Origin of the sequence: Psychrobacter sp. Rd 27.2 (assembly GCF_001921755.1) — a bacterium.
GTDB lineage: Bacteria > Pseudomonadota > Gammaproteobacteria > Pseudomonadales > Moraxellaceae > Psychrobacter > Psychrobacter celer.
Genome location: NZ_MRYB01000001.1, coordinates 71,753 through 93,950 on the forward strand (window position 1 = coordinate 71,753; position 22,198 = coordinate 93,950).

Sequence of the window (22,198 nt, forward strand, 5' to 3'; positions counted from 1 at the left end):
CCTAAGTCATTTAGCATTTAACAGACAGCCCATAAGACTCTGTTGATCAGGCGACTGACAAAACGACCGGTCAATCGACTCATAAAGAGAAGGGGCGACGTAGAATATTAACGCTCAGATCGCTTGACTTATCAAAACAGCAGCCCCATCTACTACGGCACCCTATGTATTATAATTTGATAAGGATCACTATGACTGACACGCCATTTATCGCCGATCTAACGCTCCATCCAGCGTTTGAGTTGATTGAGCATCGCCATATCGAGGCGTTGTCAATGGACGTGCTGATCAGTCAGCATGTCAAAACCGGCGCGATGCATTATCATTTGGCGCACCCAAGTGATGAAAACGCCTTTTTGGTGGGCTTTCGCACTCAGCCGATGGACTCAAAGGGTGAGGCACATATCTTGGAGCATGTGGCACTGTGCGGCTCGGCAAGGTTTCCGGTTCGTGATCCGTTTTTTTCGATGATTAAGCGCTCATTAAATACCTTTATGAACGCCATGACCGCGGCCGACTGGACAGCGTATCCGTATGCCACACAAAATAAAAATGATTACTTCAATTTGCTGGCGGTGTATCTTGATGCATCGTTTTTCCCCAATATTCATCCGCTTGATTTTGCTCAAGAAGGTATCCGCGTAGAATTGGACGAAAATGACAAACCGCAGTTTAAAGGTATTGTCTTTAATGAGATGAAAGGCGCGATGAGCGGCGAGATCGACCAGCTCTATCATACGGTCGCTCATCATTTATTCCCAACGACCACTTATCATTATAACTCGGGCGGTGATCCTGCGGACATTCCTGATTTGACCCACGCCGAGCTCGTTGAGTTCCATCAAAGCCATTATCATCCGTCAAACAGCGTGATTATGAGCTTTGGTAATATTCCGGTCGCCGAGACCCAAGCGAAAATCCATAACGATGCTTTGAGCCAGTTTGAAGCGGGTAAAAAACATGTCTCACGTCCAGAGCAGCGCCTGCCTGCGCCGATCAGCGCGGTCGACACTTATACGGCTGACGAAGCGGGCCCTGACCAAACCCATCATGTGGTGGCGTGGCTGCTGCCATCGATCACCGATCCCAAGCAGCGTCTGGCTTTGCGTCTGCTAGAAGGCGTGTTGGTCGAGCATGCTGGCTCGCCATTACGTGCGTATCTCGACAGTCATCCGCTTGGCAAAGCGCCAAGTCCGCTATTGGGACTCGATGACAGCCATTATGAGATGGTATTTTATACCGGTCTACGTGGCTCCAACCCTGAGCATGCCGAGGCAGTAGAGCAGGGTATTATGGATTTACTGACTAAAGTGGCCAGTAAACCGATCGATGATGATACGATTGAGACCATTTTGCACCAAATTGAGATCGATCAGCGCCATATCGGCGGTGATAGTATTCCTTATGGTTTAAATTTGATGCTCGAAGGCTTTAGCACGGCCATTCATGATGGCAACCCGATCGACGTCTGGGAAGTGGATGAGCATTTGCAGTGGCTGCGTGAGCAAGTAAAAGACGCACAGTGGCTACCAAATCTTATCAAAACCCATCTGCTCGACAATCAGCACCGTGTGCGCGTGACGCTAACGCCAGATAGTGAAAAATCAGCACGCCTTGCTGCAGCAGAGCAGACCCGTCTCGATACCATCGCGATGGACTTGAGCGCTGATGATAAAGCTATCTTAAAACAGCAAGCCCTTGATTTGGCAGCGCGGCAAGCAGCGCCTGATGATTTAAGCCTATTGCCAAAAGTCGGACTGGAGGATGTCCCGACCGATATCAGCTTTAAGCAAGGCACACAAAAACAAGTGCGCTTAAGCGGGCAAGACAGTACGTTGTTTGAATATGAAGCGGGCACCAACGGCTTGTATTATTATCAAGTGATTGTGCCGTTGACCGATGCCATTGGCAATCAGGACACCAGTAGTCTGCCTGTGAACGAGGTGATCAATCATCCACTGCTACCGATTTATTTAAGCCTACTATCAGAGCTGGGTACTGACTCGATGAGTGCTCATGAGATGCAGGCCAAGCAAGCGGCGCATTCTTCTGGCGTGACGGCGCGTATCAGCCAGCGCACCAGTATCGATGATAGCCAAACGATCAGCAGTTATTTTGTGGTGGCGACCCGTGCCCTCAACCGCAAGCCTGAAGCGATTGATTTGCTCAAAGAGGTCATGGAGCATAGCGTCTTTAGCGAGCATGACCGTATCAAAGAGATTTTGCAGCAGCGTCAAGCGGGCTGGCAGTCGAATTTGGCTGGCTCTGGGCATTCTTATGCCATGCAAACCGCCAGCCGCGGTATGAGCCGTCAAGCGCAGCTTGAGTATGTGCGTAGTGGCTTGCCTGCACTAAACGCGCTAAAAGACTTTTTGGCGCATGCCAGTGATGATGACACGCAGTGGGATAAATTGGCAACCAGCCTGATGGACTTGCACCAGCGTGTGATCAGCTTGGCCAAGCATGCCGTGATCATTTGTGAAGCTGAGCAAACCGAGCGCTTAAGTAACTTAATCGTTGAGAGCTGGAAAAACAGCCAAGCACCAAAGATTGCCGCACAATTAAATGACTCTGATGCGACTATCGAAGACACTATACCAAGTGAGTTTGCCGAGCTGCACCTTGTGGCAGCGTTAAATGGCGAGACAGACGCCATTAAGACACGAGAGAGCAGCGATGCGCTCGATATTGAGGACTTGGCATGGCTAGTACCGACCAACGTCTATCATAATGCCAGCGCTTATCGTGTGCCAGCGGCCGATCATCCTGATACCGCCGCTTTGATGGTATTAGCGCCGTATCTGCGCAATGGCTACTTGCACAGCGCCATCCGTGAGCGCGGCGGTGCTTACGGCGGCGGCGCAGGCTATGACGCCAATGCCTGTTCCTTTAAGTTCTTTAGCTACCGCGACCCGCAGTGTGCTGAGACTTTTGCGCATTTTGAGGCCAGTATTGAGTGGCTACTAAATGAACCGCAGACCGATGAGCAGCTAGAAGAAGCCATCTTAGGTATCATCTCGGGTATGGATAAGCCAGGCTCTCCAGCTGGCGAGGCGGTCAAAGCCTGCTTTGCTGATCTGCACCATCGCGGTGCTGACTGGCAACGTAAGATGCGCGCCGCCATATTGGATGTGACGGTGGCGGACCTACAGCGTGTGGCCAAGCAATACCTGCAAGGGCAACAGCATGTACGTGCAGTACTAGCGCCTTATGATAAAGAAGAAGCCGTGAAAAACCTCGGCTTTAACGTTTGCAAAATAAAGAGCTAATGGTATTTTTTGAATAAAAACCAATCTGTCACTGTAAGCATTTATGAAGCAGACAATACTAGGTTATTGTCTGCTTTTATAGTTTGTGGTAAAAAGACTGATGGTTGAGCCAACGTTTAAAGGCGTTTAAAAACGTTTGATACTCAAGTCTTTGCCAATCATATCCTGATGAATAGGAAACTCAGACAATTGACTGAACTGCTGGCGATCGGCAAAGTAGCTTCGTAAAGTGCGACGCACCGCTTCAAAGGCGAGACTATCCCACGGGATGTCTTCTTCGCTAAACAGTGCACAGTCAAGGCTTTCAGAGCCGACACCATACGCACCGTCTTTGAGATCGGCCAAATAAATCGAGTATATCTGTCCGATGTCTGGCAGGTCATAGATACAGTACAGGTGAGGGTTTAGCACCACCGCATCCGCTTCTTCGTAGCTCTCACGCGCGGCGCCCTCTGCCATGGTTTCCCCATTTTCCATAAAGCCTGCCGGTATTGTCCAAAGACCGTATTGCGGCTCTATCGCGCGGCGGCATAGCAGCACTCTGTCTTTATGTACGACCAGCGACCCACAGATGACTTTTGGGTTTTCGTAGTGAATATAGTTGCAATTTGGGCATACCAAACGCGGCATATTATCCGTGGCTGGTATTTTTCGTTCTGCTTGATGACCGCATTGGAGACAATAGCGCATATCAACTGCCTTTATAAATGTAGTAAGCGTAAGAGATAAAGAGTCAGTACTCCTAATGGCAAAAACACCCCGTCATGGTCAGGCGCGCACGCTCTTCATACGTTGGTTTTTGTGTGTGCTATCAGGATACCGGTAAAGCGGTGCTGCAAGATGTTATTCTAATAAGCAAGCACCGCCTTAAGATAGCACACATTTTGCTCGTAGCGCAGCATGATAACAGTAACGCTGCATATCGCTGGCGGGTCATAGTCTGATAAATGACAGCAAAGCCCGTGGTATCTTGGCATCGTGGCAAGCCATCATTGCCGTTTGTCATAAGCGGTCACGCTAACCCATAAAACACATTGACTTATAAAAACAATACGCGGCGCCTGTCTGTCGATACGATTTGAGACGTTCATGGCAAACACCTCATGACGAATACCTCCTGACAAATGAACAGTCACACAAATAGCATGCAGCTGCATGAAGAGTACGCTAGTCTACAGCTAGTCACGCCACATATTGATAAAAACGTATTGACAAAAACATAGGGCAAGATCATGTTACTCCCTTCCCAGACTGTGCAGTTAGATGAGCAGTCAGTTGCTATACCATCTTTTATTCGCTATCCGACACTCAGGCAACTGACCGAGCGGGTTCAGCAAGAGACGTTAAATGCGTTGGCCGATTCAGCGCTGCATACCGCGCAGCAAAGCTCTCGCAGCGCGCGTGTCTTAGACAGTCTATACCAGATGCCCATTGCCGATGCTTCGATACTGGTGGCCATCACCCATGAGCGCCATCCCAAGCTGCTTTTGACGCGCCGCGCCGCGCACATGAATAGCCATGCAGGCGAAGTCTCTTGCGCTGGCGGTAAATACGAGATAGGGGATGGTAATAATGTCGTCACAGCGCTACGTGAGGCCTGTGAAGAGACGGCACTCCCGCCCAACAAGGTGCAGTTAATCGGTCAGCTACCCATTCAGACCTCCAAAAGCGGCATGAGCGTGCGCCCAATCGTGGCTTTAATCGCGCCTGATTTGGTACTGGTACCTGAAATCGGTGAGATATCACGTATTTTTTGGGCAGATTTTGAGGCGTTACTCACGCAGCCTACCGTTGAGTACGCGATAGAATATGCCATGCAAGATCAGGTGGCGACGATACTTACGCCCAGCTGGCAAGTCGATGGTGAGACGGTCTGGGGGCTGACAGGCCGCGTCATTGCCAGCTTATTAGAGACAGCTTTTGATCGGCAGTTGGAGTGGTATTACCGCGTGCAAGACAGCCGATTGTAAGATTGTAATGAGCTGAGCCGACAGCTGCTGCGTCATTGATAATAGGCGTCGTTTTTCTTGAGCCACCAGTTCATATTGTCTTGACGTTTGGCGCGAAAGGCTTCTAGTTTGGCGGCTACCGTTTGGTTGTGCTGGCGGGCGGTATCGAGCGCAAACAAGATAGGCACGGAGGATAAGACACCAAACCGGAGCTTCGATTTTGGTAGCGCTAAGCCGTCCCCGATATCATCACCGACCAACGTACGTGTCACACTGGCATTGACCATCTCTACAAAACGCCCGCGGCGATTGTCTTCGCCCATCAGTTGCCGCGGCAGATCGTGTAGGGCTTTTGCTAAAGGTCGTCCCATCTCAAAGTCTAGCTGTTGAATGGACAAGTAAGTATAGAGCCACTCCCAGCAGGCGGCCTCATCCTTTGGCAGGCGCTCTAAGTCCACCCCCATCCAGTAACTGGCAAGATTCCATAAATGCAAAATCCCCTCGGCCTCCTCGCTACTGATACGCGCGCCAAGCAGCCGTAGCCCGCGCATAATCAGTAACGAGAACTGCAGATGAGTGGCAATCATATCAGTTTGGTTGATCGGTACACCCCAATAAGCAGTGTTCCAGCTGCCATCGGGGTTGCGATGCTGATCGGCCTCTGTGACGACGCCTTTTGCCGTGTTGTTTTTGCCGCTGAGCAAGTTTTGCCGTACGAGCGTGTGAATCTGCCGCACCTGAATCGACTGACGCCAACCCTCAGAGCCGATCGCCAAAACGCTATCGATAGGCACTCGTGCGCGCGGCATACGTGTGCTTGTTTTGGACAATAATGGATGCTCAGAGACAGCCAAAATATAAGCATAAGTGCGCATGAGTCTTGGCAGGGCATCGTGCATCAACGCGCCGGTTTGGATCAGTGGCAGCGATAGGGCAGGGATGCTATAACCTGCCATCAATGCCACATTTCGCAGCAGCCAAATCAGCATCAGCGGATAGCGCCGATAGGCAACGGCCCCAGTCTGTGCAAGCTGTGGATCAAACCAAGTAGGATGATCGCTAAACTGCTCAGCCAGGGCACAAAAGGACGGATGAGCTGCGAGTTTACTGTCGGTTTTGTTATCGAGGATAAGCTGCTGTAAAGGTTTGGCAAAACGCAGGCCGTCAGCCGCGAGCGTATCTGTCAGAGGGTCACCGATGTCGTAGCCTGCGACCATCTCCTCTAATAAATCTTGCGAGATGACAAAATCTTTGGGCAGCAAATAGCGTTTGATCCGCTTTAAGACCTGTAGGTCATGATGATCATCAATCGCTGTGGTACGCCCATGACGCTGATACGATGCAAAGGTAGGTTGGCTCGGTTTGGACGCGCGCGCTGACTGTGTCTGCGCTGTGTTGTTTGGATCCATAGGTAGAAAATGCCTTTATTGGTAGGCTTTTTATTATGGCCTAATATTTAGACGTGTGGTTGAGCATATCGAGCTGCCTTTGTGTGTCATCGAGGCGACGTTTGATCGACCCAAGCTCATCGGCCAAAAACAACAGCCGTTTGCGAGCGTCTTTTTCGTTGGCAAAGTCTAGCATCGCGCCGCTCTCAAGCTGATCAAACTCTGCTTGATACTCATCTAATAGGCGTCTGTCTGTGTCGAGCTGGTTGTCTAGACGATAGTAGGCTAGGCCGTGCTGATTGGCCTGTTGAAGGTGATTTACCATAGCAGCAGGGCAGACGTTGTTTAACCTGCGCCCGCGGCGACCGACATTGTAAGCATTGGTGCTCGTACAATATTGCTGCAGACCAAGCTTGCGGCCGCGCTCCCACGCAAGATAATCAGGGGTCACATGCGCTTTGGCACAGGCTTTGCTGTGTGAGGCGAGGCGCTCTGAGGAGTAGCCTGCCACGCCATCGTTATAGCCTATCGTTTGCCAATCACCGATCAGGCATTGTTGTTTGGAGAGAGTCGCGCATGATAGTAAAAACATACTGCCAAGGATAGGCAGACTAAGCGATATAGGTCTGATAAGTCCTTGCATGGTCATCTCCTAAAACTGCTGTTATCAGTTGCGCCCAGTGTGTATCTAGAAGATGTCACGAGGCGAGGTGTCATTGCGCTTACTGCCTTTATCCAAACATGGCTTGTGGTGCTGGTTTTTCTACGGTTATTGTTTTTTACTGTTAAGGCTTAAAGAAGAAAGCAGTGAGCTATGTGTTGGCTAAATAACCGCAAAATAGCTCGCCTTCTTCTGATGATGGATTATGGCTGAGGCCGTGTCAAATCGACTGAGGTGCCACTGACGTTATCTTTTAGGCTAACTTTTAGCATTAGGTAACCTGCAATCCCAGAGACGATAGAGCCCATGATGATGCCTAGACGCTCATCAAATAACGCGGTGTCGCCTGCAAAAGCAAGGCCACCGATAAATAAGCTCATGGTAAAACCCACACCGCAAAGCAACGCAGCACCATAAATTTGCTTATAATTCATGCCCTTTGGCATGGTTGAGATACCCAGCTTGAAGATCAACCAGCACATCGCCATGACACCCAACTGCTTACCGATAAATAGACCGGCGGCAATCCCCAGCGGTACAGAGTGAAACAGCTCTGCAAAACCTGCGCCTTTGAGTGAGATGCCTGAGTTGGCAAAGGCAAATAGTGGCAAGATACCAAAAGCCACGGTGTTGTGTAGGTCGTGCTCTAGCTCTTCGACAGGGGAGTGCTCAGGGTCAGTGCGATCAAACATAGGAATAAATAACGCCAACACCACGCCTGCTAATGTCGCATGGATACCCGACTTAAGGACGGCTATCCACATGATGACGCCGATGAGTAGGTAGGGGGTGATACTGGTCACGTTGCGACGGTTTAGCAAATACAAAAACGGCAAGCATAGCCCTGCAAAGGCCAATGACTCAAGGGATAGTTCGCTGGTATAAAACAAGGCAATGATCAAAATCGCGCCGATATCATCAAAAATAGCAATCGATACCAAAAATACTTTGAGGGAGTTTGGGACGCGACTGCCAAGTAGGCTTAAGATACCGAGGGCAAAAGCGATATCTGTGGCGGCAGGAATGGCCCAACCTTTCCAAAACTCAGGCTCGCTATAGTTAAAGAGCAGATAGACTGCAGCGGGCATGATCATCCCGCCGATGGCCGCGCCTGCTGGCAAAATGATTTGTTTGACATTGGACAGCTCACCGATGAGCACTTCACGCTTGAGCTCAAGGCCGACCAAAAAAAAGAAAATCGCCATCAGGCCGTCATTGATCCAATGATGGGCGTCTTTGGCAATCGCAAAATCACCGATTTGAATGGCAACAGGGGCATGGATAAAGCCTTCATACCACGTACTCAAAGGGGAGTTGGCAATGATCATTGCAGCAATGGCAGCCAGTGCTAACACGATGCCGCCTGCTGCCTCAAATTCAAAAAATGCCTTAATCCTTCGTATTGCCATATTACCCTCATTTCCTAAATACAAATTACTAAAAACGAATTGCCAAACAATTCAATAACCTCAAATATCGATGCGGCCGCTTAGCGCGCCATACAAACAGACAGCAACAGTTTCTCATACTCTGATTCATATAGACAACAAAATACGTCAACCCAAAGTCATAAGCACGTCTTGCTATATCCACAATAGCGATATTATAACGATGATAACACTGGTAAATATAGTGATAAGTCGTTACTGACTATCCAGCGCGCGTCACTATCTTTAGCCCATCTAAATGACTATCGATTGAATCGAGGGCATGTCTTAGACAAATCTAGCAGACTTTTTTACGTTTTTGGCTTTTTTTACGTTTTTATCTTTATAATGAGCGTCACTCTACAGTGCCACTTATGGGTATAAATGTGTCAGCAGGTCGGTGTATCCGCTGATAGATAACGGTACAGGCAGCCTCAATATCGAGGCTGATTTTTCTTATCAATTTTGCAGGTCAGCGTCATGGACTTATCCCTCTCTATCGAGATCATCTTAATGCTTACGGCGGTGGCCGCAATAGCCGGTTTTATCGATGCCATTGCAGGCGGCGGTGGACTACTCACCATACCAGCCATGCTACTTGCCAATATCCCGCCAGTGCTCACGCTTGGCACCAACAAGTTACAAGCCGCCTCGGGTGCGCTAGCGGCCTCGATTACGATGATAAAAAAAGGCGTCATCAATCCTAAAAGTATAAAGGTGGCGATTGTCGGGGCTTTTATTGGCTCAGTCATCGGTACCATCGCTGTACAGATGTCGCCGCCGGATCTACTCGAAAAGCTGATTCCGTTTTTGATTGCCGCTATTGGGATTTATACTTTGTTTGCGCCTAAGCTTGGCGAGGTGGAAGCGGCGCCGCGTATCTCAGAGGGCAAGTGGCAAAAAATTGTGGCGCCATTGATTGGGTTTTATGATGGGTATATCGGGCCAGGGACGGGCATGTTTTTTGCGCTGGGTAATGTGGCGCTACGTGGTCGGCAGATCATCGAGGCAACAGGCGCGGCTAAGGTTTTGAACTTATCGACCAATATTGGCTCGCTGATTTTTTTTATTTTGGGCGGTAATGTGTTGTGGAAAGTCGGTCTGGCAATGATGGTCGGACAAACGATAGGGGCGTATTTTGGCTCGCATATGGTGGTCAAAGGGGGAAGCAAGCTGATCCGTCCTGTCATCGTGCTGGTCTGCCTTGCCATGATTACCAAGTATGTGATTGGCTAACGCAAGCTGTGATTTATTGAGTATCGATACAGCCTGTTTATAGGTGGTGTAGCCATAAAAATACCCCATAAGTTGTGTCCAACTTACGGGGTTCAGTTCATATCGCCGGGGTTTTTATGATTGAATAAATAAACGCTTTATCGATTAGCGGCGACGATCAATATCATCGTACTCACTACCCATGATGCCATCACTAAACACTTGAGAGAACTCACGCTCATTGTCTTCATCGATGTGACCATCAAAGACGTCTTTGGTGCCCGCCGCAGGATCGTTGTAGATAGCGACGTCCATTTTCTCCTCAGATTTTGCCACGATTGCTGTCACTGCTGCATCGCCGCCGACGTTGACCGCCGTACGCAGCATATCAAGAATACGATCCACACCCAAGATCAGACCAATACCTTCGATGGGCAGGCCGACTTGAGCAAATACCATAGACAGCATGATCAAGCCCACACCAGGGACGCCTGCGGTACCGATAGAGGCCAGCACTGACATCAAGATAACTGTCAGATACTCAGTCACACCCAAGTCAATACCATAAATATTGGCAATAAAGATGGTCGCCGTACCTTGCATGATGGCCGTACCATCCATGTTGATGGTCGCCCCAAAAGGCACGGTAAACGAGGCTACTGAGTTGTTGACACCCATACGCTTGGTGACGGTACGCAGCGTGATCGGAATGGTGGCGTTCGAGCTTGAGGTACTAAAAGCAAAAATCTGTACTTCGCGCATTTTTGCCAAAAACGTCTTAATAGACAGACCAGAAAACAGCTTTAGCACGATCATCATAGTGATAAAAAAGTGGAAAGCCAGTGAGCCAATCAGTACCGCAACATAACCGAGCAACGACCAAATCAGATCTAAACCCAGCTCCGCCATGGCTTTGGTCAATAGCGCAAAAACCCCATAAGGCGCAAGATTCATAATGATGGTCACCATCTTTAAGATGACTTCATTAATCAGCTCCAAGCTTTGTACCAACCCTTTGGCAGGTTTGCCGACCATCAAAATACTGATACCGATCAAGATGGCAAAGAAGATAATCGACAGCATGTCGCCATTTGCCATCGCACTGATGGGGTTTGACGGAACGATATTTGCAAAAACATCGAGTAGAGGTGGCGCAGACTTGGCTTCAAATGCCGCTTCTGTCTCAACCTCCATGCCTTTACCGATACCAAATAAAAACCCAAGCCCGATAGCAGTTGCAATGGCAAGCGCGGTCGTCATCATATAGATTAGGAAAGTCTTGGTACCTATGCGCCCAAGCAAGCGAATATCACCAATACCGCACACCCCGCAAATCAGCGAGATAAGTACCAAAGGCACGACCAGCATTTTGAGGGAGTTTACGAATAGCTTGCCGATGATGGCCAAAAACCCGTTGGTGATATATGTACTAACAAAACCGCCCTCAGCGTTCAGTCCTGAATAGTTGATAAATAATCCCAGTATGATACCGAGCACCATGGCAACGATGATCTTGCCCGTTAGTCCCATATTTTTCCACATAAACTCTATCCTTTTATCCGCAACATTCAGTATCAAGGGTGCTACTAAACCAATGCGTTTATGATTGTCATCCTTACGCCTGATGGTGTTGCATCTGCAAAAATTTGTCTGTCATTTCATGTCAGGCTATTCGACAATATAAAATAATTGTTAAGGTTACTGCAAGATTTTTTTATGACTTAAATAATAATCTATAACTGATTAAAGGCGGTTTAAGCTTTTTTGTCAAAAAATTGGCTGAGATAGTCACTTAGCAAAAAACAGATCTGATGCTATAAATCGCCAAAAGCACCATAATCATTAGGCTAACGTCGCTAAAATATCGACATTTAAGCCAGCACCAACGCATTTTTGTTAAATATCATCATCAAAAGGGTGCGATGACCAAAAACGCTCGGACAAAAAAAAGACTGCCTAACCGCGGCAGTCTTTTGTAAAAATGACAGTAATATATCAATGGTTAAGTCTCAGGCCACTGGTAAGAATCACCTTACTATAAAACATAAGTCTATCAAGATGAGAGGCTAGGTGTACTCTTAATTCTATCGATAGCTCTCTAAATAAGGACATGCGCTAATAAGCAACAGTGATTTAAACAGGCGCTTTTAAAAGGACGCTTTCTAAATAATCCATTGCTTAGTTTTTGGTTTCCTCGCGGCGGTGTTCGTTTTGCCATGGCTCACTATCGCCTAGCTCGTCTAGGTGCTCGTCGATAGACTGCGTTTTTTGCGCCCTGTCTTTTTGATTGATGCCTATATGATTGATTTCGTCATGACTGATGTCATCAGTATTGGCATGGTCAGTATCTATCTGGTCGGCATTGTCCGTTAGCTGGGAGCCATGCAGTTGAGTGCTGTCTGGCTCAGCGCGCTCTGAGGCTGTGCTACGATGATTGTTGCCCATACGCTCATTGAGGTGCGAGGCGGCGTCACGGTGACGTGCATCCAATGCCTCAATCTCAGGATGAGAGTCATCAAAGTCAGTCTGAGCTTGTGCTTCTTTTTGAGAGTCTTGCTCTGCGACCATTTCTACCTCACCATCAGGCTCATAACCATGGTTGGGATTGTCATCGCCTGTTGGTTCATCTGCTGAGGCCTGCAAGCCTTCTGCCGCTACGGCATTGTGAGCTGCGCTCGCTGCTATGCTATTGGCTGCTGTGCCGGTGATCGTGTCGGTAGCAGACTCATCATCAGGCGCGGCGTCACTCTGAGCTTGCGCCGCCCGCTTGCGCTCAGCATAGTCAGTCAACTGATTGACCGCATTTTCGATCGTATGAGGGTTAAAGCGTGGCTGCGCTTGTGATAGATGCTTGTCAAAGACATCGGTCAATAGCGAATCAAAACGTATGGCATTGTATTGGATAAGCACTTCGGCTTCTTCTTCGGTGATATCTTCGTTTTGGCTGGCATAGACCACATGGTCTTCAAAGCTCAGACCGGCAAAGCTGTCTTTGTGCTCTGCCTTTTTAAATTTTTGCCATAGCGGCTCGATACCTAACAAGGTCTGATAGGCGTTTTCCATACGGCCCGTCACATCGTCTTCATCGGTGTTGTAATAGACCATGGTCTTGAGGTAATCGCGAAAAGGATTGGCCTCAAAGTCTTCCATAAAGGTATCACCGAGCTGACGTTTTAGCTCGTCGCTTGGCGGCGTAAAGATGCGGCCACTGGGGAAAGTCACAAATCCAACCAACGCTGCGGCAAAGCGATTCGGGAAGTTTTCAAAAAATGACTCAAACGCTTCTTGGATGGTGAACAGGCTATTTTGTAAAGCGACTTCGGCATGCAAACGCTCCGCTTCAGACTTACTGCCATACTCATAAAACTGCAAGATGGCCGTCGCGATAAATAAATGACTATGAATATCAGCCAGACGCCCAGAGAGCATCTCTTTACGCTTTAGATCACCTGCGAGCAGCCCCAACGCCATATCGGCAGTTAAGGCAAAGCTGGCGCTCAAGCGGTTGATGTGCTTATAGTAAGGGCGGGTAAAGCGATCGGCAAAGCTTGGCACATGATTGCTGCCGCCGACATAGCCTGCGACAAAGGCTTTTGCCCCGCGGTTAAAGGTATAACCCAAATGCTTAAAGAATAGAGTATCAAACTCGCGGATAGCGCGGTGTTTGTCTTCGCTTTGTAGCAGTTGTAGCTCCTCAAACAGATAAGGATGGCAGCGCATCGCTCCTTGACCAAATATCATCAATGAGCGCGTCAAGATATTGGCACCCTCAACGGTGATAGAGACAGGGATTGCCTGATAAGGCGTCGCCAAAAAGTTGCGTGGCCCCATCTGTACCGCACGGCCACCGACCACATCCATACCGTCATTGACCACTTCACGCATGGTTTCGGTGGCGTAGTATTTTGCCATGGCCGTCATGACTGATGGTGTGCCCCCTTGGTTGAGACCACAGGTGACGAGATGACGAAACGCCTCTAACATATAGGTATGACTGGCCATACGGCTGGTGGCGTCTTGTACTCCTTCAAACTTACCGACAGAGATTTTGAACTGCTCGCGGACTTTGGCAAAGGCACCGACAGACAGATAGGTCATCTCACTGGCCGACGTGGACAGAGCAGGCAAAGAGATGCCGCGGCCGACGCCCAAGCACTCCATCAGCATACGCCAGCCGCGCCCCGCGTTTTCGACGCCGCCGATGATATAGTCCAGCGGAATAAAGACATCCTTGCCATCGACCGTACCATTCATAAAGGGCGAGCCAATAGGGTTGTGACGAGGCCCGATGACCACGCCCTCGTGATCGGCGGGAATCAGCGCACAAGTGATGCCGTAGTCGGTCTTTTTAGCATCCCCAAGCAAGCCTTCTGGATCGTGCATCTTAAAGGCTAAGCCCACGACTGTCGCGATAGGAGCCAGAGTAATCCAGCGTTTTGAGAAATTCATCCGTAGGCCGAGCACGTGCTCGCCTTCATGCCTGCCATAACACACCACACCAGTATCCGGTATCGCGCCTGCATCAGAGCCTGCTTCAGGCCCTGTCAAACCAAAGCAAGGCACTTCATCACCGCTTGCCAGTCCCGGTAGCCAGCGCTGTTTTTGCTCATCGGTACCATAATGCATGAGCAGCTCGCCTGGACCGAGTGAGTTTGGCACCATGCAGCTCACTGCTGCTGTCGGCGAGCGTGAGGCGATTTTGCTCATCACCCGACTTTGGGCATAAGAGCTAAACGCTCGGCCGCCAAATTCTTTTGGAATAATCAAACCCAAAAAGCCATTGTCTTTGATAAATCGCCATGCCTCAGCCGAAAGCTCTTTATCCTCATGCTGAATTTTCCATTCATCAAGCATGGCGCACAGCGTCTCTACTTCGTTATCGATGAAGCTTTGCTCTTCATCTGACAGCTCTGGATAAGGGTATTTGGCAAAAGTGTCCCAATTGGGCGCACCCATAAACAGCTCTTTTTCCCACCAGCTGGTGCCAGCATCCAGCGCCTCTCGCTCAGTATCGCTCATGCTGGGCATCGCACCGCCCAGCGTCTTATAGACCGGCTTGGTGATAAGGGACTGCCGCAGCGGCGAGATAAGCAGTATCAAGCACAACACCGCGATTGGGATACCCAAAACAAGCGACCACGGGCTGATAACAGCAGTGATGATAACGGTGGCAAGGGCGACGATACTGCCTGTGACACGTGATAAGGACATCAAAAAGATGGCCAAGACCATGGCTAATTGAATGAATATTGCCAAAATAAATAAGCCAATTGCCATGACTGTCTCCTTTATAACGCCAAACAATAGCGTAAAAATGTGTGAATGCAGGTCAGATACATATAGTTATGGTTTTTCTGACGTGGGTCTTTAAGTGTTATTTATGGCCGTGTGTCAAAGTACTGAGAGTCAAATCTCTACAAAAAACACAGTTAGCCATCAATATGAAACAGTTGTCGATGACTATCAATAGCGAAAGTGCTACGCTGTGTCGAAAATATGTATCATAAGACGCTAGGTATGGCGATTATGGGATGACTATCGCTATTTTTATCATTTAAGAAAAAGGTGCAAAGCCGTTTTCGGCATAAGACAACGTGTTGTTGCGCCCCACGATGATATGATCCACCAATGACAAGTCGATTAGGTCGCAGGCTTTTTTTAGCTCATAGGTAAGCACATTGTCGGCAGTCGATGGGGTCGCATCGGTGTGCGGATGGTTGTGGGCGATGATAAGCTGATTGGCTGCATGGCTCAGCGCATGGCGCAGGACGTGTTTGATACAGACAGAGCAAGAGGAGATACCGCCTGTAAACAGTATCTCAAAATTTAATAAATTGAGTGCGTTGTCCAAGCACAGTACGGCAAAGACCTCGCGGTGCTCGCCGCGAAGCTGGGTGCTGATATAGTCTTTGACTACTTGAGAGCGTCCAAGTGCTTGCCCTGTTTTTAGCTGACTGTCCAAGTAGCGTGTCCCCATCTCAAGCGAGGCCAGTATCTGGGCGTACTTGGCAGGGCCGATGCCATGGCAGGCGAGGACGGCGTCTTGCGGGGCGGCCAACAGCTCAGCGAGGCTGCCGAATTGGTCGATAAGATGCCGCGCCAGCTCGATTGCCGACTGTGACTGAGTACCCGTACGTAAAAATATCGCCAAAATCTCAGCGTCAGACAAGCTTGCTGCCCCGTTTTTGAGTAGTCTCTCACGCGGTCGGTCGTCTTCGTGCCAGTCCTTGATTGCCATTATTATTTCCTAAAAGTGCTATTTTGATAAACACGCCCGTATCGATAAATGGGCGAAATACGTAAATTTTTACCCAATTTATCTCATAATTGTTACTATAAGCGCAATTTATCTTTCCACTTTTTTATTGATGCCATGCTTATGTCCAATATCGTGCTCGCTATCACCGGCGGTATCGCCGCTTATAAATCCGCTATTTTTGCTCGCTTGCTTGTCAAAGCAGGCTTTGATGTGCGCGTCATCATGACCAGCGGCGCGCAAGCCTTTATCACGCCTCTGACATTGCAGGCGCTGACGGGTAACGAGGTGCATATCTCTTTACTCGATGAGCGAGCGGAGGCGGGTATGGGGCATATCGAGCTGGCAAAATGGGCAAATTTGGTCGTCATCGCGCCTGCGTCTGCCAATACTTTGGCACGCCTAGCGATGGGTATGGCGGACGATTTGCTCACCACAGTCTGTCTGGCGACGAGCGCGCCGGTGCTGGTTGCGCCAGCGATGAACCAGCAAATGTGGGCGCACCCTGCGGTCAGTCTCAATGTGCAGACCCTACGCGATATGAACTATCAAATCATTGCCCCTGCCAGCGGTGAGCAAGCGTGCGGTGATGTGGGAGCCGGCCGCTTACCTGAGCCTGAGGCGCTGTTGGCCGAGGTGTTATTGTTCAATGCCATGCAGACCACGCCGCAGCTATTGGCTGGTAAAAGAGTGGTCATTACTGCAGGGCCGACGGTCGAGGCGATCGATCCGGTACGCTACTTGTCCAATCATTCATCAGGGAAGATGGGCTTTGCGTTAGCGCGCGCTTGCGTGGCCGCCGGTGCCGAGGTGGTCTTGATAGCAGGTGGCAAGGTGAGTTTACCGACGCCGCTCAATGTCACGCGTATCGATGTGCTGTCTGCCGAAGAGATGTTGCTGACGGCTCAGCAGTGTGTGGCAGGTACGCATACGGCATTACAGTATATGCCCGAAGAGGAGCATGAACACCATTCTGAGCATTCTCATGACCATTCGCACGAACATCACGATGACTGTGGCTGCGGTGAGACGCATGAGCACGAAGATGATCACACTCACACTCATATGCACGACCATGTCACTGATGACGAGCCTAGAGTCGCTGATATCTTTATCGCCACTGCGGCTGTCGCTGACTATCGTACCCGAGACGCGGCGCCGCAAAAAATCAAAAAAACCCAAGAGTCGATGACACTAGACTTGGTAAAAAACCCTGATATCTTAGCGACTATCTCGCTTGCGCATCCTGAGCTGTTTGTCGTGGGTTTTGCAGCAGAAACGCAAGATGTCGAGCGTTATGCACGCGGTAAGCTTGTCTCCAAAGACTTGGATTTGATTGCTTGCAATGATGTGTCTCGCGCGGATATTGGGTTTGCCAGTGATGATAACGCCATGCAAGTGTTTTTCTCCGAGCGTTATGAGCATGACAGTGTCACGTTAGAAAAAGCAAGCAAGGATAAAATCGCTGAGCAGTTGACCCGTATTATCGGTGAGACCCTCTGGCAGCGGTATGATGCTTAGTCAGAGCTCAATCACGGCACAGCTATCAAGGCACAGCTATATGGTGATGTCAGAATAGTGATGCAGATCAGTTGGGTCAAATCGGGCGCTAAGGCGGTGTGGTAAGTATGATGGATGATACAAGTACCCAGACCGTATTACTGATGGCTATCTTTGCGCTAGCATCACTGCTGCATGGTATCAGTGGGCTGGGCGTCACCTTGGTCACCACCACTGCGCTTGCGAGCATGTACCCGCTGCCATACGCCATTGTACTGATTATTTTTCCGTCATTAGTGCTCAACGCGCTGACGTGGCTGGCGGGCGGTGGCCGTAGTATTTGGCAAAACTTTATCTATTATGGCAGACGCTACTGGCTGCTGGCGTTGACCAGTCTGCTTGGCAGTATTTTGGGGGCAAAGCTACTACTGTGGGTCGATAGCGCGTACATCTTAGTACTGCTGGCGGCGGTCATTGGCTATTATGTGGTCAGTAGCTTACTTGGTAAGCAAATTCGCCTGCCTGATAGCAAGCCAGTACTGATTATCGTAGGTTTTAGTGCAGGCGTTATTGGCGGTGCGACCAACGCGATGTCGACCATCCTGATGATGTATTTGCTCTCTGCCAGCAATGATAAAAACACCATCGCCAAAGTCGGCAATATGTGTTATTTCTTAGGTAAAATCGCTCAAATCATCGTATTGCGTGAGCCAATCATGGCGCTTGGCCGTGGTGAGTGGCAGCTGATAGCGATCCTTAGCATCCTGTCTATAGCGATGCTGCTGGTTGGTATCCGCCTGCGTCGTTATTTGCCGCAAGCACGCTTTCGTCAGCTTATTTTAGTGATTCTCACCGTATTGGGGCTGCGTGTGGGCTGGCAGGGGGTGATGGCGTTTTTGTAGTCAATACGAATAAAATCGCACCATCAATAATGATGCGCTACTGGTATAAATTTTGCTTGGGTGCTGCTATCGTTCGATGCTGCGCAAAAAACCTCCCAATAGCACTGACTCGGTTTAAAGTAAGTTGACTATAGGGAGTGCTTTTCAGGTTAGCGATTGAATAAATTTAACACGATGGTTGCGATAACACTGATGACTATCATAGTGACCACTGGAAAATAAACCCGAGTATTGCCTGAGGTGTGCTTAATATCGCCTGGCAGATTACCTATCCAAGAAAATGCGCTAGGAAACAGCAGCCAAATAACCCCGATAATGACCAGTACAGCCCCTATAATAATCAATATCTTTGCCATATAAGCCTCGCTAATCTTATTTTACTCTTTTGTATCGACCATACATGCGCTGAACCTTAACCAGCCATTTCACCGAAATACAGCTTCTGAGCGATGCGAAAGGTGTTACAGTGCGCTTCGACCACATCTTCAATATCTTCTGAATAACCACCGCCCATGACGATAGCAACTGGAATGCTAGCGGCTTTTGCTTGCTCAAGCACATATTCATCGCGTGCCTTACAACCATCTTGCGTTAAGCCAAGTTTACCCAGTTTATCGGTCGCCAGCACATCGACCGCCGACTGATAAAAAATCATATCTGGTGCAACCTCGCTGATCAAACGCGGCAAAGTGTCTTTTAATATCTGTAAATACTCTGCATCACCCGTATCGTTATCCAGCTCAATATCTAAGTCGGATATTTCTTTACGAAATGGATAGTTCTTAGCGCCGTGCATACTAAAGACAAAAACACGCGGCTCATCCGCCATAATGCTGGCGTTGCCATTGCCTTGATGCACATCCAAATCCACGATTAAAATCTTTTGCGCCTGCCTGCGATTAAGCAGTAGATTACTGGCGATACACACATCATTAAACACGCAAAACCCCTCGCCATGATCGGCAAACGCATGATGGGTGCCGCCTGCGACATTCATCGCCACCCCATACTGCTGGGCATATAGCGCACATTCATAAGTGGCGTGAGCGATATGACGACCCCGATCAACCAAAGCCTCGGTCATCTCAAAACCGATAGGTCGCGCTTCTTTACGAGGTAGCGTTTGGGTTTTGAGCTTATGCCAGTAGTCCGCTGTATGCGTGGTTAAGATTTCTTCTTCTGTCAGACGTTTTGGTGCAAAAAAGTTATCATGGGTGATGGTGCCTTCTTCAAGCAAGCGCTCAGGAATCATGATGTACTTTTGCATAGGGAAGCGGTGCTTGTCAGGCACGCTATAACGAAACACGTCAGAATAGGCAATTTTTAGCATAGTGTTAAAGCATGTCTTTTTTGAAAAGTGTTTTTAAGGATAGATAAGTTTAAACGCTTTGAAAATAAGGGGTTGGTGAGGAATTGTAAAAGCTACGGATAGCCATCAGAATCAGTGGGCTACTGCACATACTGAGTTGGTAAAAAGAAGGTTCGCGAATCCGATTGCTGCCTTAGCTCTGTCAGTAACGTCTGCATGTCTTCGGCAGGATATTGCTGATTGATCAAATCATAAAACAGCTCATGGGCGACTGTGGTCATGGCGATGACGCTTTGTAAGACATGCTCAATGATATCGTCATTGATACCGACGGCTTCGACATCGATAGCATATTTATAGCGTATCTCGCCATCGTTGATATCCATCTCTAGATTGCCAATCAGCATGTCATAATTGATTTGGGTAATCAATAGCATCGCGGCGCTTTGGTGACTCTCTGGAATCAAAAAAGGCAATATGCCATATACGGCCAGCAGTTTGTTTTCTGCTGGCACACGAAACAAATAGCCACAGCTTAGCTGCTTATGTTGCATCTTTAGCGACAAATGATGCGACTGCCGCTGATCGCCTTTGCTTGGGCGATAGTAGACATAGTGCCATTGTTTTTGCTCAAAGTATTGTTTTAAGCACTCGACAATATCGATATGAGTGTCGGTAGAGTTGGGCGGCTGATGAGTACTATCTGACGTAGGTTGAGGAGGGGCGGTACCGACAGGCTTGCTGTCATTATCAGAGGCGTCTACATGGCTTTTTAGATCGTTATTTAGATTGCTGTTTTGATTGTTTTTTTGATCGCTGTCTAGACGGCTAGCAGGCTTGTCGCTAGATAACGGCCTGCCATTGAGCTCATCATCGATCGTGGTTTGCCGCAAGTCGTCATTATCGTCATCGACGACAGCAGGCGGCGCGGCCTCTGTCAGCAGCCGCTTGAGTCGTTGCCATAAGCTGAGTTTGTTACGTTGGCTCATAAGATTGCCATGACCGATAGAGAAGTAAGGGCGTTACAGTAAAGGCAATACAGTAAAGATAATACCGTAAAGACAATAATGTCACTTTGCCGATGACCATACTGTTTGCTACGCCGCCCCTATCATCTACCGCGCTGGGTGATTAGCGGAGCTTATCGCCGCGCCCCGCAAACGAAGCTTTGATAGCAGGCTGCGCATAAAAAGCTTGTAGCATCTCACGAATATGAGCGGTAAACCATGGACTGTCAAGCGCGTCTTGTATGATCGGTCGGAATGCTGTGCTCAGTGGTGAGGCGAGCGAGGTATCGATAGGTAGGCTTGCCGCCACTGCCGCAATGGTGTCTGATTGATGATTGCTGTACCACGTGTCGATGCTGGCTGCTACTAGACTGCGCAGATAGGGCGATAAACGCAGGCGGTTATAGCTTTGCTGAATGCTGGCTTCGATATGCTCGATACTGTTATTATCGGCCTCGTCATTTAGGTATGTCTGTATCTCGCTGATCGGTAGGTCTTTGATACGTGACCAGCCCATGACCAACAGCCGCGCGACCTCATCGTTAGACAAGTGCGTTTGAGCGTTGGTCTCTGCGCGCTGCGTCAAGTCTTTGATGTTACGGTGCAAATAAGTTTGCAGTTTTTCATCTAGGTTTTTATTGGTGGCTTTTTCAAACGAGCTGCGGCCAAGCTTCATCAGTTTGCCCACGCCGCCTGCTTTATCGAGCGTATTTTCCATAAAATCATTGATAGCGTGATAAAGCGTCTGTGTGAGTAGGTCAGCAAAGGTCTCGTTGCCGATGAGCGTATGAATAAGGGCGTTGCGCTGCTCGTCATGACGGCCGATATAGCTGGCAAGGGTCTCGACTTGGGCGTCATCTATCAGCTCAGACAATGGGACATTGTCATTGATCGGATGGTAGATAATGGTATGCAAGATATCACGGATATCGGTGCGCATGACGTCGCTCATCGGCTGCTGTAATAAGCCGTCATTGATGAGGCGCTTTAAATCATCAGCCTGTAGGTACTGGCATAATGGCTGCTCGCCAAACCACTGACATGCCTGCACGCTCAAGGTATCCGCCTGTGCACCAAGCCATTGCTGCATAAAGCCAACTTGTGCCTCGATGATACTATCAAGACTGAGAGGCGCGCCAGCGTTAGTGTTTGACTGGCTATTTGGCTGAGTGCTTGGCTGGACATCTGCTGTTTGCCTCTGAGAGGGAGCAGGGTGGGTTTCTAAACTAGGGTTATCTTGTGAAGTCGGCATAGGTTTTGAGGTCATAGTGATGGACAATTTGTTATACTGTGTGGTTGGGGTAATATCAACCCC

General features: G+C 49.0%; 16 protein-coding genes. 5 read left to right on the forward strand and 11 right to left on the reverse strand.

Annotated features, from left to right (window positions below; translation table 11 throughout):
• The first annotated feature begins 191 nt into the window (after window positions 1–191).
• Entirely contained in the window at window positions 192–3,269 is a 3,078-nt protein-coding gene (locus BTV99_RS00285; protein ID WP_075100366.1) for an insulinase family protein, read from the forward strand.
• Between the two features lie 126 nt (window positions 3,270–3,395).
• Here BTV99_RS00285 and BTV99_RS00290 read toward each other — a convergent pair whose 3' ends face one another.
• The gene (locus tag BTV99_RS00290) at window positions 3,396–3,959 is read right to left on the reverse strand and encodes an NUDIX hydrolase (protein ID WP_075100367.1); all 564 of its coding nucleotides are present in this window, start codon (window positions 3,957–3,959) and stop codon (window positions 3,396–3,398) included.
• A gap of 542 nt (window positions 3,960–4,501) precedes the next feature.
• Here BTV99_RS00290 and BTV99_RS00295 point away from each other — a divergent pair.
• Window positions 4,502–5,239 carry a CoA pyrophosphatase gene (locus BTV99_RS00295; RefSeq protein ID WP_075100368.1) on the forward strand — a complete coding sequence of 246 codons (738 nt, stop codon included), beginning with the start codon at window positions 4,502–4,504 and terminating at the stop codon, window positions 5,237–5,239.
• 32 nt (window positions 5,240–5,271) lie between these two features.
• Here the strand turns inward: BTV99_RS00295 and BTV99_RS00300 are convergent, their stop codons facing one another.
• The 3 genes from BTV99_RS00300 to nhaA form a co-directional block, all read right to left on the reverse strand.
• Window positions 5,272–6,627, reverse strand: coding sequence for an oxygenase MpaB family protein (locus BTV99_RS00300; RefSeq protein WP_075100369.1), 1,356 nt, complete (start codon window positions 6,625–6,627; stop codon window positions 5,272–5,274).
• 40 nt (window positions 6,628–6,667) lie between these two features.
• Window positions 6,668–7,249, reverse strand: coding sequence for a DUF2799 domain-containing protein (locus BTV99_RS00305; RefSeq protein ID WP_172953127.1), 582 nt, complete (start codon window positions 7,247–7,249; stop codon window positions 6,668–6,670).
• Window positions 7,250–7,470: 221 nt separating this feature from the next.
• Window positions 7,471–8,676, reverse strand: coding sequence for a Na+/H+ antiporter NhaA (nhaA, locus tag BTV99_RS00310; protein WP_075100370.1), 1,206 nt, complete (start codon window positions 8,674–8,676; stop codon window positions 7,471–7,473).
• 498 nt (window positions 8,677–9,174) lie between these two features.
• Here nhaA and BTV99_RS00315 point away from each other — a divergent pair, with 498 nt between their 5' ends.
• Window positions 9,175–9,930: a TSUP family transporter gene (locus BTV99_RS00315; protein WP_075100371.1), complete on the forward strand. Its 756-nt coding sequence runs from the start codon at window positions 9,175–9,177 to the stop codon at window positions 9,928–9,930.
• Between the two features lie 144 nt (window positions 9,931–10,074).
• On the opposite strand, the gene BTV99_RS00320 is transcribed toward BTV99_RS00315, so the two are convergent.
• The 3 genes from BTV99_RS00320 to radC all read right to left on the reverse strand — a co-directional run bounded on the left by BTV99_RS00320 (window position 10,075) and on the right by radC (window position 16,147).
• Window positions 10,075–11,451 carry a dicarboxylate/amino acid:cation symporter gene (locus BTV99_RS00320; RefSeq protein WP_075100372.1) on the reverse strand — a complete coding sequence of 459 codons (1,377 nt, stop codon included), beginning with the start codon at window positions 11,449–11,451 and terminating at the stop codon, window positions 10,075–10,077.
• Window positions 11,452–12,087: 636 nt separating this feature from the next.
• Entirely contained in the window at window positions 12,088–15,186 is a 3,099-nt protein-coding gene (locus tag BTV99_RS00325; protein WP_083608455.1) for an acyl-CoA dehydrogenase, read from the reverse strand.
• Window positions 15,187–15,463: 277 nt separating this feature from the next.
• The gene (gene radC / locus BTV99_RS00330) at window positions 15,464–16,147 is read right to left on the reverse strand and encodes a DNA repair protein RadC (RefSeq protein WP_075100373.1); all 684 of its coding nucleotides are present in this window, start codon (window positions 16,145–16,147) and stop codon (window positions 15,464–15,466) included.
• Window positions 16,148–16,288: 141 nt separating this feature from the next.
• On the opposite strand from radC, the gene coaBC reads away from it, so the two are divergent.
• Together coaBC and BTV99_RS00340 are read left to right on the forward strand one after the other, a co-directional pair.
• Window positions 16,289–17,686, forward strand: coding sequence for a bifunctional phosphopantothenoylcysteine decarboxylase/phosphopantothenate--cysteine ligase CoaBC (coaBC, locus tag BTV99_RS00335; RefSeq protein WP_075100729.1), 1,398 nt, complete (start codon window positions 16,289–16,291; stop codon window positions 17,684–17,686).
• A 107-nt stretch (window positions 17,687–17,793) separates the two neighbouring features.
• A complete protein-coding gene (locus BTV99_RS00340; RefSeq protein ID WP_075100374.1) occupies window positions 17,794–18,567 on the forward strand; it encodes a sulfite exporter TauE/SafE family protein in 774 nt (257 codons plus the stop codon).
• Window positions 18,568–18,716: 149 nt separating this feature from the next.
• On the opposite strand, the gene BTV99_RS00345 is transcribed toward BTV99_RS00340, so the two are convergent.
• The 4 genes from BTV99_RS00345 to BTV99_RS00360 form a co-directional block, all read right to left on the reverse strand.
• The gene (locus BTV99_RS00345; RefSeq protein ID WP_075100375.1) at window positions 18,717–18,923 is read right to left on the reverse strand and encodes a DUF2905 domain-containing protein; all 207 of its coding nucleotides are present in this window, start codon (window positions 18,921–18,923) and stop codon (window positions 18,717–18,719) included.
• Between the two features lie 56 nt (window positions 18,924–18,979).
• Window positions 18,980–19,897: a histone deacetylase gene (locus BTV99_RS00350; RefSeq protein WP_075100376.1), complete on the reverse strand. Its 918-nt coding sequence runs from the start codon at window positions 19,895–19,897 to the stop codon at window positions 18,980–18,982.
• 119 nt (window positions 19,898–20,016) lie between these two features.
• Entirely contained in the window at window positions 20,017–20,865 is an 849-nt protein-coding gene (locus BTV99_RS00355) for a YbjN domain-containing protein (RefSeq protein ID WP_075100377.1), read from the reverse strand.
• Window positions 20,866–21,007: 142 nt separating this feature from the next.
• A complete protein-coding gene (locus BTV99_RS00360; RefSeq protein WP_256713691.1) occupies window positions 21,008–22,135 on the reverse strand; it encodes a hypothetical protein in 1,128 nt (375 codons plus the stop codon).
• Window positions 22,136–22,198 lie beyond the last annotated feature (63 nt).

Bases quoted from the DNA above. Each gene is read 5' to 3' on its own strand.
- BTV99_RS00325 (WP_083608455.1), bottom strand. From the start codon at position 15,186: ATGGCAATTGGCTTATTTATTTTGGCAATATTCATTCAATTAGCCATG.
- BTV99_RS00295 (WP_075100368.1), top strand. From the start codon at position 4,502: ATGTTACTCCCTTCCCAGACTGTGCAGTTAGATGAGCAGTCAGTTGCT.
- BTV99_RS00340 (WP_075100374.1), top strand. From the start codon at position 17,794: ATGATGGATGATACAAGTACCCAGACCGTATTACTGATGGCTATCTTT.
- BTV99_RS00315 (WP_075100371.1), top strand. From the start codon at position 9,175: ATGGACTTATCCCTCTCTATCGAGATCATCTTAATGCTTACGGCGGTG.
- BTV99_RS00355 (WP_075100377.1), bottom strand. From the start codon at position 20,865: ATGAGCCAACGTAACAAACTCAGCTTATGGCAACGACTCAAGCGGCTG.
- radC (WP_075100373.1), bottom strand. From the start codon at position 16,147: ATGGCAATCAAGGACTGGCACGAAGACGACCGACCGCGTGAGAGACTA.
- BTV99_RS00290 (WP_075100367.1), bottom strand. From the start codon at position 3,959: ATGCGCTATTGTCTCCAATGCGGTCATCAAGCAGAACGAAAAATACCA.
- BTV99_RS00285 (WP_075100366.1), top strand. From the start codon at position 192: ATGACTGACACGCCATTTATCGCCGATCTAACGCTCCATCCAGCGTTT.
- BTV99_RS00320 (WP_075100372.1), bottom strand. From the start codon at position 11,451: ATGTGGAAAAATATGGGACTAACGGGCAAGATCATCGTTGCCATGGTG.
- BTV99_RS00300 (WP_075100369.1), bottom strand. From the start codon at position 6,627: ATGGATCCAAACAACACAGCGCAGACACAGTCAGCGCGCGCGTCCAAA.
- BTV99_RS00345 (WP_075100375.1), bottom strand. From the start codon at position 18,923: ATGGCAAAGATATTGATTATTATAGGGGCTGTACTGGTCATTATCGGG.
- BTV99_RS00360 (WP_256713691.1), bottom strand. From the start codon at position 22,135: ATGCCGACTTCACAAGATAACCCTAGTTTAGAAACCCACCCTGCTCCC.
- nhaA (WP_075100370.1), bottom strand. From the start codon at position 8,676: ATGGCAATACGAAGGATTAAGGCATTTTTTGAATTTGAGGCAGCAGGC.
- BTV99_RS00305 (WP_172953127.1), bottom strand. From the start codon at position 7,249: ATGCAAGGACTTATCAGACCTATATCGCTTAGTCTGCCTATCCTTGGC.
- coaBC (WP_075100729.1), top strand. From the start codon at position 16,289: ATGTCCAATATCGTGCTCGCTATCACCGGCGGTATCGCCGCTTATAAA.
- BTV99_RS00350 (WP_075100376.1), bottom strand. From the start codon at position 19,897: ATGCTAAAAATTGCCTATTCTGACGTGTTTCGTTATAGCGTGCCTGAC.